This is a genomic window from Streptomyces sp. PKU-EA00015 (assembly GCF_013387495.1).
Classification (GTDB): domain Bacteria; phylum Actinomycetota; class Actinomycetes; order Streptomycetales; family Streptomycetaceae; genus Streptomyces.
This window is the reverse complement of the sequence record NZ_JABZEE010000078.1, coordinates 1-12420: the sequence shown is the minus strand read 5'-3', so window position 1 is coordinate 12420 and position 12420 is coordinate 1. Positions and strand designations below refer to the sequence as shown.

At 72.9% G+C, this 12420-nt stretch carries 11 protein-coding genes; 3 read left to right on the top strand and 8 right to left on the bottom strand.

Annotation, left to right across the window (positions count from 1 at the left end):
- Positions 1 to 251: 251 nt before the first annotated feature.
- The 5 genes from HW130_RS32830 to HW130_RS32810 all read right to left on the bottom strand — a co-directional run bounded on the left by HW130_RS32830 (position 252) and on the right by HW130_RS32810 (position 5130).
- The gene (locus HW130_RS32830; RefSeq protein ID WP_177153426.1) at positions 252 to 1514 is read right to left on the bottom strand and encodes a beta-ketoacyl synthase; all 1263 of its coding nucleotides are present in this window, start codon (positions 1512 to 1514) and stop codon (positions 252 to 254) included.
- An 85-nt stretch (positions 1515 to 1599) separates the two neighbouring features.
- Positions 1600 to 1854 carry an acyl carrier protein gene (locus HW130_RS32825; RefSeq protein ID WP_177153425.1) on the bottom strand — a complete coding sequence of 85 codons (255 nt, stop codon included), beginning with the start codon at positions 1852 to 1854 and terminating at the stop codon, positions 1600 to 1602.
- A gap of 66 nt (positions 1855 to 1920) precedes the next feature.
- Positions 1921 to 2922 (bottom strand): ketoacyl-ACP synthase III, encoded by a 1002-nt coding sequence (locus HW130_RS32820; RefSeq protein ID WP_177153424.1) that lies wholly within the window; start codon positions 2920 to 2922, stop codon positions 1921 to 1923.
- A 16-nt stretch (positions 2923 to 2938) separates the two neighbouring features.
- Positions 2939 to 3856: an ACP S-malonyltransferase gene (locus HW130_RS32815; RefSeq protein WP_177153423.1), complete on the bottom strand. Its 918-nt coding sequence runs from the start codon at positions 3854 to 3856 to the stop codon at positions 2939 to 2941.
- Positions 3857 to 3945: 89 nt separating this feature from the next.
- Positions 3946 to 5130 carry a CdaR family transcriptional regulator gene (locus HW130_RS32810; RefSeq protein ID WP_177153422.1) on the bottom strand — a complete coding sequence of 395 codons (1185 nt, stop codon included), beginning with the start codon at positions 5128 to 5130 and terminating at the stop codon, positions 3946 to 3948.
- A 94-nt stretch (positions 5131 to 5224) separates the two neighbouring features.
- Here HW130_RS32810 and HW130_RS32805 point away from each other — a divergent pair, with 94 nt between their 5' ends.
- Together HW130_RS32805 and HW130_RS32800 are read left to right on the top strand one after the other, a co-directional pair.
- Positions 5225 to 5896 (top strand): pirin family protein, encoded by a 672-nt coding sequence (locus HW130_RS32805; protein ID WP_309140651.1) that lies wholly within the window; start codon positions 5225 to 5227, stop codon positions 5894 to 5896.
- Positions 5897 to 5975: 79 nt separating this feature from the next.
- Positions 5976 to 8120: a HEAT repeat domain-containing protein gene (locus HW130_RS32800; RefSeq protein WP_177153421.1), complete on the top strand. Its 2145-nt coding sequence runs from the start codon at positions 5976 to 5978 to the stop codon at positions 8118 to 8120.
- A 22-nt stretch (positions 8121 to 8142) separates the two neighbouring features.
- On the opposite strand, the gene HW130_RS32795 is transcribed toward HW130_RS32800, so the two are convergent.
- From HW130_RS32795 to HW130_RS32785, 3 genes are all read right to left on the bottom strand, one after another.
- On the bottom strand, positions 8143 to 8406 hold the full coding sequence (locus HW130_RS32795; RefSeq protein ID WP_177153420.1) for a DUF397 domain-containing protein: 264 nt from the start codon (positions 8404 to 8406) through the stop codon (positions 8143 to 8145).
- The gene (locus HW130_RS32790) at positions 8372 to 9214 is read right to left on the bottom strand and encodes a helix-turn-helix transcriptional regulator (RefSeq protein ID WP_177153419.1); all 843 of its coding nucleotides are present in this window, start codon (positions 9212 to 9214) and stop codon (positions 8372 to 8374) included. The genes HW130_RS32795 and HW130_RS32790 overlap by 35 nt, the downstream gene beginning before the upstream one ends.
- A gap of 67 nt (positions 9215 to 9281) precedes the next feature.
- Positions 9282 to 10502 (bottom strand): Ig-like domain-containing protein, encoded by a 1221-nt coding sequence (locus tag HW130_RS32785; RefSeq protein ID WP_177153418.1) that lies wholly within the window; start codon positions 10500 to 10502, stop codon positions 9282 to 9284.
- A 210-nt stretch (positions 10503 to 10712) separates the two neighbouring features.
- Here HW130_RS32785 and HW130_RS32780 point away from each other — a divergent pair, with 210 nt between their 5' ends.
- Positions 10713 to 11885: a lipid II:glycine glycyltransferase FemX gene (locus HW130_RS32780; protein ID WP_177153417.1), complete on the top strand. Its 1173-nt coding sequence runs from the start codon at positions 10713 to 10715 to the stop codon at positions 11883 to 11885.
- Positions 11886 to 12420: the final 535 nt, after the last annotated feature.

Genomic DNA, 12420 nt, shown 5'->3' with positions numbered 1-12420 from the left:
CTACGCGGGCGAGGGCGCGCCTGTCCGCTGGCTCCACCAGGTGGTGTGACCGGGGGGTTTGTTCCCCACCCCGCCCTCCCCCTACGGCCTGGCGGCGTGGGAGGGACCCCCAGACGGGCTGCATACGCAGCCCCGCCGGCGATTGAGGCGCGGGGGTCCGGGGGCGGAGCCCCCGGTTACGGGAAGGGGCGGGTAGGGGAAAAGCCAAGGCCCGCCCCCATCAGGGGGCGGGCCCGAAGCATGTGCGCTCGTCAGACCGTGCGGAACGCCAGCACCACGTTGTGGCCGCCGAAGCCGAACGAGTTGTTGATCGCCGCGATCGTGCCCTCCGGCAGCGCCCGCGGCTCGCCGCGGACGATGTCCGCGTCCACGCTCTCGTCCAGGTCGTCGACGTTGATCGTCGGCGGGGCCGTGCGGTGGTGCAGCGCGAGCACCGTCGCCACCGTCTCGATACCGCCCGCGCCACCCAGCAGGTGACCCGTCATCGACTTCGTTGCGGAGACCGCGACGTGGTCGAGGTCGTCCCCGAGGACCGACCGCAGCGCCTTGATCTCCGCGACGTCACCCTGCGGCGTCGAGGTGGCGTGCGCGTTCAGGTGCACGACCTCGGCCGGCTTGAGGTCCGTCGTCTCCAGGAGGTTCCGCAGGGCGGCGGCGATACCGCGGCCCGTCGGCTCCGGCTGCGCGATGTGGTGGCTGTCCGCGGACAGGCCCTGGCCCAGCACCTCGCAGTAGACCTTCGCGCCGCGTGCCGCCGCGTGCTCGGCCGACTCGAGGATCACGACGCCCGCGCCCTCGCCGAGGACGAAACCGTCCCGGGCCGTGTCGTACGGACGCGAGGCCTTCGTCGGCTCGTCGTTGTTCTTGGACATCGCCATCATGTTGGCGAACGCGGCGATCGGCAGCGGGTGGATGGCCGCCTCGGTGCCGCCCGCGACGACCACGTCGGCACGGCCGGTACGGATCATCTCCACGGCGTAACCGATCGCCTCCGCGCCCGACGCGCACGCCGAGACCGGGGTGTGCACGCCCGCCTGGGCGTTCACCTCCAGGCCGACGTTCGCGGAGGGGCTGTTCGGCATCAGCATGGGGACGGTGTGCGGGGAGACGCGGCGTACGCCCTTCTCCTTGAGCACGTCGTACTGGTCGAGCAGCGTCGTGACGCCACCGATGCCGGAGGCGATCACGGTGCCCAGCCGGGTCGGCGTGACGGCGGCGTCGTCGCCCGCGGGGGAGCTGAAGCCGGCGTCGGCCCACGCCTCGCGCGCCGCGATCACGGCGAACTGCGCGGAGCGGTCAAGCTTGCGGGCCAGCGGGCGGGGCAGGACCTCGCCCGGGTCGACCGCGGCCGGAGCGGCGATGCGCACCGGGAGCTCGGCGAAGCGCTCGCCCTCCAGGAGCTGCACTCCGGAACGCCCGGCGATCAGGCCCTCCCAGGTCGATGCGCTGTCGCCACCCAACGGTGTGGTTGCGCCGATACCGGTGACGACCACGGTGCGATTGGTCGAGTTCACAGGAATTCTTTCTCCACGTGTAGGGGGTGCGGAATGTGCACGGCGCCACCGCTGGGCGGCGACGAGCGCGTCAGTTCAGGAAGGGTTACTTGCCGACCTGGTGCTTGAGGATGTAGTCCGCGGCGTCGCCGACGGTCTTCAGGTTCTTGACGTCCTCGTCCGGGATCTTGACGTCGAAGCGCTCTTCGGCGGCGACGACGACCTCGACCATGGACAGCGAGTCGACGTCCAGGTCGTCGGTGAAGGACTTGTCCAGCTGGACGTCCTCGGTCGGGATACCGGCGATCTCGTTGACGATCTCGGCGAGACCTTCGACGATCTCTTCCTGCGTGGCGGCCATGTTGGCGCTCCTTCGGTGTGTATCAGAGGGTGTGGCTGTAGCCGTCCGGAAGATCCGCACGGGTGCCTAGGGGAGGGTAACGACCGTCGCGGCGTAGACGAGACCCGCCCCGAAGCCGATGACGAGCGCGGTGTCGCCGCTCTTCGCCTGTCCGGTCGCCAGGAGCCGCTCCATGGCGAGCGGAATCGAGGCGGCCGAGGTGTTGCCGGTGGTCTCCACGTCACGGGCGACCGTGACGTGCTCCGGCAGCTTCAGCGTCTTCACCATCGAGTCGATGATCCGCATATTGGCCTGGTGCGGGATGAAGACGTCCAGGTCGGCCACCGAGATGCCGGCCGCGTCGAGCGCCTGCTGGGCGACCTTCGCCATCTCGAAGACGGCCCAGCGGAACACCGCCTGGCCCTCCTGCGTGATGGCGGGGAACTTGTCGACGGACCCCTCGCGGTAGTCCGTCCACGGCACGGTCTGCTTGATGGTCTCGGACTTGTCGCCCTCCGAGCCCCACACCGTCGGGCCGATCGCCGGCTCGTTCGCGGGGCCCACGACGACCGCGCCGGCGCCGTCGCCGAACAGGAAGGCCGTCGCACGGTCCTCCAGGTCGGTGAGGTCGCTGAGGCGCTCCACGCCGATCACGAGCACGTACTCGGCGGAGCCTTCCACGATCATGCCCTTGGCGAGCGTGAGGCCGTAGCCGAAGCCCGCGCAGCCCGCGGAGATGTCGAACGCGGCCGGCTTGACGGCACCGATCCGGTCCGCGATCTCCGTGGCGACGGCCGGGGTCTGCTTGAAGTGCGAGACGGTGGAGACGATCACGCCGCCGATCTGCTCCGGGGTGATCCCCGCGTCGGCGATCGCCTTGCCGGACGCCTCGACCGACATCGCGGTCACGGTCTCCTCGGGGGAGGCCCAGTGGCGCGTGGCGATGCCCGAGCGCGAGCGGATCCACTCGTCCGAGGAGTCGATCGTCTCGAGGATCACCTCGTTGGGCACGACCCGGGTCGGACGGTAGCCGCCGACGCCCATGATGCGCGCGTACGGGGCGCCCTTGCTGGGCTTGATCTTCGACATGCGCTACGGCTCCTTGTCAGACTGCTGAGTGCTCGGCGACGAGCGTGCGGGCCGCGTCGAGGTCGTCGGGGGTCTTCAGCGCGAGCGTCTGGACGCCCTTGAGGGCGCGCTTCGCGAGACCGGTGAGGGTGCCGCCGGGGCACACCTCGATGAGCGCGGTCGCACCGAGCTCCGCGAACGTCTCCATGCACAGGTCCCAGCGCACCGGGTTGGCGACCTGGCCGACCAGGCGCGAGATGACCTCGGCACCGGTGCCGACGGTCCGCCCGTCCTTGTTGGAGACGTAGGGGAAGGCCGGGTCGGCCGGGGAGAGTTCCTGCGCGGCCGTCTCCAGCTCGGCGACCGCGGGCGCCATGTGGCGGGTGTGGAACGCGCCGGCCACCTTCAGCGCCACGACCTTGCGGACGCCTTCCGGCTTGTCCGCCTCCAGCGCGGCCAGCTGCTCCATCGTGCCCGCGGCCACGATCTGGCCGGCGCCGTTCACGTTCGCCGGGGTCAGACCGAGCTTCTCCAGGTGCGGGACCGTCACCTCGGGGTCGCCCCCGAGCAGCGCCGACATGCCGGTCTCGGTGACCGCGGCGGCCTCGGCCATCGCGAGGCCCCGGGCCCGCACGAGACGCAGCGCGGCGGTCTCGTCGACGACGCGGGCGAACGCGGCCGCGGTGATCTCACCGACACTGTGGCCGGCGACCGCGCCGGGAGAGACGTCCCCGAGCGCCGAGGCGGACAGCAGTCCGGCGGCGACGAGCAGCGGCTGGGCCACGGCCGTGTCGCGGATCTCGTCCGCGTCCGCCTTCGTGCCGTAGTGGGCAAGGTCGAGCCCGATGGCGTCGGACCAGGCCGCGATGCGGTCTGCGGCGCCGGGCAGTTCGAGCCAGGGAGTCAGGAAGCCGGGCGTCTGGGCGCCTTGGCCGGGAGCGACGAGTACGAGCACCCTCACACTCTCTCTTGTGGACGGCCGTACCCGCCCGTGGGGACAGGGACGAAGAACCGTCAGGGGAATTGTCGGTGTTCCACAAAAGTCTATGGCTGGCTGTCCCCGTCGGCCAGACGCCCGAGAATCAGGGCGATCCGCAGAGTGAACGCCGAGCGGACATCAGAGGGTGACCAACCGGTGACGTCGGTCACACGTCGGAGCCGGTAGCGCACGGTGTTGGGATGGACGAACAGCATCCGCGCGGCGCCTTCGAGGCTGCTGGCCTGCTCCAGATAGACACTCAGAGTCTCCAGCAGCGCCGAGCCCGCCTCCTCCAGCGGTCTGTAGATCTCCTCCACCAACTGCTCGCGCGCCGCAGGGTCCGACGCGATGGCGCGCTCCGGCAGCAGATCGTCCGCCAGGACCGGCCTCGGCGCGTCCTGCCAGGCGGAACACGCCTTGAGGCCCGCGGCGGCGGCCTGCGCGGACCGGGTCGCGGCCAGCAGGTCGGGCACGATGGGCCCCGCGACCACGGGTCCGGCCGCGTACGGGCCGATCAGCGCCTTGGCGACGTGCAGCGGATTGTCGCTGCCGCCCGCGATCACGACGAGCCGGTCGCCGAGCACACCGGTCAGCACCTGGAGCTTGGCGTGCCGGGCGGCTCTGCGGATCGCCTCCACCGTCAGCTCGCTGTCCCCGTCGGGCGCGGTGCCGAGGATCACGCACACGTGCTCGGGCGAGTTCCAGCCGAGGGCGGCGGCCCGCGACACCGCGCCCTCGTCGGCCTCCCCGGACAGCACCGCGTTCACGACGAGGGATTCGAGCCGGGCGTCCCAGGCGCCCCGGGCCTCGGCGGCCTGCGCGTACACCTGGGCCGTGGCGAACGCGATCTCCCGCGCGTACACCAGCAGCGCCTCCCGCAGCACCGACTCGTCGCCGGGGGCCGCGACCTCCTCGATCGCCGCCTCCATGACCTCGATGGTGGTGCGCACCATCTCCACGGTCTGGCGCAGCGTGATGGCCCGGGTCAGCTCGCGCGGGGCCGTGCCGAAGACGTCGGTCGAGATCGCCTGCGGGGTCTCCGGGTGCCGGAACCACTCCGTGAACGCGGCGATGCCGGCCTGCGCGACCAGTCCGATCCAGGACCGGTTCTCCGGGGGCATGGCCCGGTACCAGGGCAGCGACTCGTCCATGCGGGCGATGGCGTTCGCGGCCAGCCGGCCGGACGACTGCTCAAGGCGCCGCAGGGTCGCGGAGTGCGGATGGGAGGAGTTCGCTGCAGGTTCGGGCACGGGGACAAGACTGCCTTATCAGGACGCGTGGTCTAAGTGCCGGGGTTCCCCTCATCGCGGCGTGTACCGCGGCGGCCCCGCTACGGTGGTCCGCGTGACTGCCATCCGGACCTCCATCCGGCGCTCCGCCGACCGCTACCCGGGAGGCGACCCGGCGGCCGGGATCGAGTCCCTGCACGCCTTCTCCTTCGGGCGCCACTACGACCCCGACAATCTGCGCTTCGGCGCGATCCTCGCCTGCAACGAGGAGCGCCTCGCGCCCGGCGCCGGGTTCGACGAGCACCCGCACAGCCACACCGAGATCGTCACCTGGGTCGTCGAGGGCGAGCTGACCCACCGCGACTCCGCGGGCCACGCCACCCTCGTGCGTGCAGGCGACGTCCAGCGCCTCAGCTCGGCGGGCGGCGTCCGGCACGTCGAACGCAACGACGGGCCGGACCCGCTGGTCTTCGTGCAGATGTGGCTCGCGCCGAAGGACCCCGGCGGCGAGCCGTCGTACGAGATCGTGTGCGGCATCGCCGACTCCACCCCGTACGCGCTCCCCGAGGCCGGGGCGATGCTCCACGTCCGCCGCCTCGCCCCCGGCGAGCGGACCGCCGTCCCCGACGCGCCGTTCGTGTACGTGCACGTGGTGCGGGGCGAAGCGGCGCTCGACGGCGAGGAGATGGGTCCGGGGGACGCGGCGCGGATCACGGACGCGGAGGGGCTGGAGGTCGTGGCCGAGGGGGCGGCGGAGGTACTGATGTGGGAGATGGGCGCCGGGTGACGTGTCCGGGCCGGTCCGGTCCGCGCGTCGCGCACGGCGAGGGCAGCCGGGTGTCGGACCTGCCTGCCATGATCCGCGCATGGATCTCGCACACGCACTCGACGGTCTCGACACCCACCCATGGGCCGACACCACACATGCCTACGGCAGCGCCGAGGACCTGCAGGAGTTGCTGCGGGCGCTCGCCGGGGACGATGAGGAAGCCGCGGACGAAGCGGTGTCGGAGCTCTACGGCAGCGTCCTGCACCAGGGCACGGTCTACGCGGCCAGCGCCGAGGCGGCGCCGTTCCTCGCCCGGATCGCGGCGGCCGGGTGCCGGACCGTCGACATCGTGCTGCTGCTCGGCGGCATGGCCGAGAGCGAGGATGAACACGGCGTGGACACCGGCACCGTGCGCGCGGCGGTGGCCGCCCAACTGCCGTTGCTCCTCCCGCTGCTGAGGGACGCCGACGCCGAGGTGCGGCAGGCCGCCGCGTGGGCGCTCGCCCACACGCGTGCGGTGGAGGCCGTGCTGCCGGAGCTGCGGGACCGGTGGGAGGTGGAGACGGACCCGAGAGTGCGCGCCGAACTGCTCGGCGCTCTGGCCCGGCTGGACGCCGCGAGTGCCGCGGCACTCGCCCGGGACCTGCTGGCCCCCGACCGGCCCGCGCACCTGCGGCTCGCCGCCGTCCTCGCCCGCCTGGACGCGGGCGAGGCGTGGGACGCCGCGCACCACACCGCCGTCCTGTCCCTGCTGCCCGCGAGTCCGCTCGGCGCGGAGCGGTTCGACCTCGACCGCGCGGAGCCGCTGCCCTTCGTCGTCAAGAAACTGCTCCGCCGGGGCACCGGCCACGACACCGCCGCCGCGGGGGACCTGCTCGTCGCCGCCCTGGCGAACGGGCGGCCGGAGGTCGTCGCCGAGGCCGCATGGGCGGCGCAGGAGGCGATCCGCCTCTCCCGGGGTCTCCCCGCACGGCTGCTGCCCGCGCTCCTTCCCCTGCTCGGCTCCGCGGATTCGGCGCGTGCCGTGGTGTCCCTGCCGGGCAAGCTGGGCCCGGCCGCCGCGGCAATGGCTCCCGCGCTGGCCACCCTCGCGGCGGCGGAGCACGAAGACGATCTGGCGGACCGTGCGCTCGCGGCGCTGGTCCTGGTGGCGCCGGACCGGGCGGCCCCGCTGCTCGCCCGCGGCCTCGGCAAGCGCCCCTGGAGCCTGGACGCCGCCGCCGGGTTCCGGGCACCGCAAGACGTGCCCTTCCCGTTCCACCCCGAGCTGTTGACCGCGGTCCGGGCCAGGCTGGCGGAGGACGACCTCACCGGGAATGAGCCCATCCAGCTGATACGCCTGCTGCGGCAGTGGGGCGGACGGGCCGCCGACACGCTGCCCGAGCTGTACGAACTGCTCACCCGGTTCCCGCTGCCGGCGGCCCCGGCCGTCGCCGCGATCGCCGCCGAGTGCCCGCCCGACGAACGTCGGCGCGCGGCCCAGGCGTTGCGGGCGCAGGCGCCCGACGGGCCGCTCCCGGTGGCGGAGGCCCACTTCGACCTGACCGGTGAGACAGACGTTCTCCTGGCGAGGCTCGCCAAGGAGCTCTCGGACGCATCCGGCGACGCGGCCTGGGCGGCCCGGGTGGCGGGCCGGCTGGGTGCGGCGGCAACGGGGTTGGCGGAGGCACTGCGCGGCGCCCTCAGCGGCGCGGACGCCAAGGACACCACGCCCGTGCTCGACGCGGACGTGGCGTTGGCCGACGCCCTGTGGCGGATCACCGGGGATGCCGAGACCGTCGTCGGCGTGCTGGACTCGGTGTTCGCCCGCGCGTCCGGTGAGTACTGGTTCCGCTGGACCGCGATACGCGCCGCCCGCGCGGCCGCACTGCTCGGCCCGGCCGGCCGGCCCCTGGTGCCCCGGCTCACAGCGCTGCTCGACGATCCCGCGAAGGCGCCGGCGGCCGTGCTCGCCCTGGCGGCCGTCGCCGACCCGGACACCCTCGACCGCCCGGCCCTGGCCGACACCGTGCTGACCTGCGCCGAGCAGGAGGCGGGCGCGCAGGAGGCGTGCGACGCCCTGCTCGCCCTGGGCGCCGACGCGTTGTCCGCCGATCACGTGCGCCGGCTGACGGACCTCGCGGAACGGGACCTGCGGGTGATCCGGTCGGGCGTCGAGAGCGAGATCGTCCGCGCCGACGAACGGCTCCGGGCCCGCGCCCGCGAGGTGCTCGCCGCCCTCCGCCCGGACCGGACCGGCTGAACGCGTCGCGGTCGTGGCGGCGCTACCGCAGGCCGTCCACGAACGCCCGCCACGCGCCTGCGCCGACGACGACCACGGGGCCGTCCGGGTTCTTGCTGTCCCGGACCGGGACGGCCCCGTCGGGGCAGCCGTCGGCGACCTCGACGCACTCGCCGCCGGTGTTGCCGCTGTACGAGGACGTGCGCCACGCGGCCTCGCCGGTGACGGTGCACTCGACGCAGTCGCCGCCGGTGTTGCCGCTGTAACTGGACTTACGCCACTGCACCTTGTTCGGGCCGGTCTCCATAGCGCTCCTCCATCACGCGGGCGATCAGTGCCGCCGAGTCCTCGATGGAGAGGGCGGCGGCCTGAAGGTGAGCGTAACGGCGCGCGGCTTCCCTGATGGTTTCGGGGTTGGCGGTCATATGGCCGGAGATGAGGTCCTCCGTGTAGACGATGTCCGGGTCGTCATCGAAACGGAGGGCGTTGAATGACCCTGCGAGACTGGCGTGTTCACCGGCCGAATACGGCAGTACCTGGACGCGCATCCAGCGGTGGCCCGTGAACTCCAACAAGCGGGCCAGTTGCCTCCGCATCACCTCGCGGCCGCCGATCGGCCGGTGCAGCACGGCTTCGTCCAGGATCGCCCAGGCCAGCGGCGGCTGCTCCCGCTCCAGAATGCGCTGGCGCTCCATCCGGGCCGCCAGCAGGCCCTCCAGGTCATCGGGCATGCCCGTGGCCAGTACCGCCCGCGCGTACTCCTCCGTCTGCAACAGCCCGTACACCAGCTGCGCCTGGTACGTGGAGATGTACGCCGCCTTCGCCTCCATCTCCGCGTACGGCTGGAACCAGTTGGGCAACTGGCTGCGCAGCACCAGGCCGATCAGGCGCGAGAACACCCCGTCCGTCCCGAGCGCCGCGTCCACCCGTTCCGAGAAGTCGCGAGTGGGGACCTTCTTCGTGGTCTCGATCTGGCCGATCAGCGAGCCCGTGCAGTAGATGATGTCGCCGAGCTGGCTCTGCTTGAGGCCGTGGGCCTCTCTCTGGCGGCGCAGTTCCCAGCCGTAGTAGTCCAACGGGGATGCGCTGGGGTCGAGTGACTGGACGTTGGCCACGGTCGGCACCTCCGGATTCCGGTACGTAGCCGAGCGTAACCGTCCCGTCGCAGGGTGGTGACGGGAATCACGCAACTGGCGTGTGCAGCGCGCTCTTTGCCCTCCACTGCTCCCAGGAGAGGTTCCACGCGCCGAAGCCGTTGCCCGGTGCGGGGACGCCCTTGGTGTCCTTGCCCGTGATCTCGAACGGGTCGCCGGGGCGGACCTGGGCGTAGAACCAGGCGGCGTTCGCGTCGCTCATGCCGATGCAGCCGGAGCTCCTGTTGGCCTTGCCCATCCACTTGTCGTTCCAGGGCGCCGCGTGCGCGTACATGCCCGACCAGGTCAGGCGCATCGAGTAGTCGACCATCTTGTCGTAGGCGTCCGCGAGGCCGACCGTCTCGGAGTTCATGTTGATCGTTCCCTCCTTCGACATCAGCACCGCCGTGCCGCGCCAGGAACGCTTGTCGCCGCCGGGAGTTCCGCCGGAGACGGGGATGGTCCGCACGGTCCGGCCGTCCCGCTCCAGCGTCAACCTGTGGCGGTCGAGGTCGACTTCGACGATCTGGCGTGCGCCGATCGTGAAAGACGTCGCGTAGTCGCGGACGAACCAGCCTCCGCCCATGCCCGAGTCGGTGCCGTTCAGCCGGGCCTCCAGGGTGACCTTCGTGCCGGGCTTCCAGTACGCCTTCGGCCGCCAGTCGATCCTGTCGCGGCCCGACCAGTCCTTCATCCAGCCCCAGGAGCCCACGGTGCCGTCGGAGGTGGTGACCTTCAACTGCCGCTCCACCTCCGCCTTTTCGGTCACCGGGTTGTCGAAGACCAGAGACAGGGGCTGGGCGACGCCGACGGTGGTGGCCGCGCCGGGCCGCCAGTCCACCTTGTTGACCTTGGCGGCCGGGGCGGTCGTGAACGACGTGGAGGTGGTGCGCTCCGTGCCGCTCGGGGTACGCGTCGTGGCCTTCACCGTGTACGTGGCGCCGGGGACGGCCTTGCGGTCGGACTGCCAACTGTCGTCGTCCCCCGAGCCTTTCAGTGTGCGGCCCTCGGTGTCGGTGACCGTGACGGAGGCGAGCGTGCCGCCCGAGGCCGTCACCTTCACCGGCTGCCCGGCCCGGACCGCGCGCCCGCTCGGGGACACCGTCACGGTCGCCGGACGGTCGTCGGAGGCGCGGGCACCGGGCTTCGCGTCGTCGGCCGGCGCGTCCGGGGAGCCGGAGGAGCAGGCGGCGAGCGGGGCCAGCAGTACGGCGGCCGCCGCGACGCGCACGCGTATACGGCGGCGCGCGGGTGCACGTCTCACGGTCATGGGCGCAGGCATGGGCGGATCCTCCGTCGTCGCGGAATGAGGTGGGATGCGACGAGCGTAGGACGGAGAAATCGCAGGTGAAGGGCTGTAGGGCCGTGTGACGGCGGTTGGGGTCGAACGGTCATCGTCCGGTCACATTCGCCGCGTGGACCGGTCACGGACGGCTGTGAGCATCCACCGCATTCCGCGAACACAGAGAGGTCCCACACCGTGTCTGCGCTGCTCGTGCCGGCCGACCGCGGCCAGGAAACACCGCTCGGTCCCATCACCGAAGAGGCTTACCGCGTCTTCCTCGCGTCCCGTGCCGGGAGTGCCCTCGGGCCCGGCTTTCTCCAGTGCCCGTCCTGGGGCGAGGTGAAGGAGGGCTGGCGTTCGCTGCTCGTCGGCTGGGGGCCCCGGCCGGAGGCGGGGGAGCTCAGTGGCGTGGCCCTGGTGCTGCTGCGCCAACTCCCGGGTACGCGCAAGTTCTTCGCGTACCTGCCCGAGGGGCCCGTCGCCGACTGGGCCGATCCCGGCATGGACGCCTGGCTCACCCCGTTGCTGAGGCTGCTGCGCACCGCCGGCGCGTTCGCCGTACGGATCGGTCCGTCGCCGGACCACCGCAGCTGGGACGCCGCGCGGCTCAAGGCGGCCGCGGGGGCGGACCGGCGGCTCGCGGACGTGCTGGCCCGCGAGGTCGACCCGCTCGGGACGGCCGTCGCCGAACGGCTGCGCGCCCGCGGGTGGCACAGGTGCGGGGGCGAGGAGGACGGGGACGCGCAGCCCCGGTACGTGTTCCGCGTACCGCTCGTCGGGCGGACCGTCGAGGACCTGTGGTCGGGCCTGAACCAGGAGTGGCGGCGCAATGTGCGGCGGGCGCGGAAGGAGGGCGTGGAGACGGTGGTCGGCAGCGCGGCGGACCTGCCCGAGTTCTACCGGCTGCTGCGGATCACCGAGGAGCGCGACGGCTTCCGGCTCGGCCGCTCGCTCGCGTACTACGAGCGCCAGTACGCGGTGCTCAACGCCGAGGAGCCGGGGCGGATGACGCTGTACCTGGCCCGGCACCAGGGGGAGATCCTCGCCGCGCACACCATGATCCGGGTGGGCCGCCGCGTCTGGTACCAGACCGGTGCGTCGGCCGACCACCGCCGTGAGGTGCGGCCGTCCAACCTGCTGCAGTGGCGGATGATGCAGGACGCCCACGCTCTCGGCGCCGACGTCTACGACATGCGCGGGGTACCCTCCACCCTCGACCCCGGCGACCGCGGGTACGGACTGCTGCGCTGGAAGCTCGGCACCGGGGGAGAGGTCGTCGAGACCCTGGGGGAATGGGAGAGACCGTTGGACGGCACCGCCAACCATGCGCTGTACCGGGCGTTCCAGGCGTACCTGGCCCGCCGATGACGCGCGACGCGCGCATGTCCGCCGCCGACGTGCCCGCGCCGGCGCCGGGCCACGCCGCACCCGCGGCCCCGGTGACCCGGGGCTCGGCTGCGGCTCCCGCGGCCGGGGGGACCCGAGCCGTCCCGCCGGGAGCGGCTGCCGCCGGGGCGGGGGTTCCGCCTGCGGCGGGCGAGACGTCGCCACTCGGCGGTTCGCCCGCGGCCTCCGTGGCCGGAGACCGGGCCGGATGCGACCCGGCCGTTCCGGCCGACCCGGCCGGGGCGGGGGTTCCTGCCGCGCCGGGCCGCGCTGCGGCCGCCGCCGTCCTGGAGCCGTTCCATGACGCTTCCGCTTCCGCTTCCGCCGGGGCGGGTGCCGGCGCGGCCGGGGGGACCCGAGCCGTGCCGGCGGGACCGGCCGCCTCGGGGGCCGTCGGCCTTGAGGCCGGCGACCGGGCCGCAGAGACGGGAGTTCCGACTGCGCCGGGCCGCGCGGCGCCGCTCGGTGGCCCGGCCGGTCCGGCCGGCTCCGCGGCCTCCGACGCCCGCGATCCCGC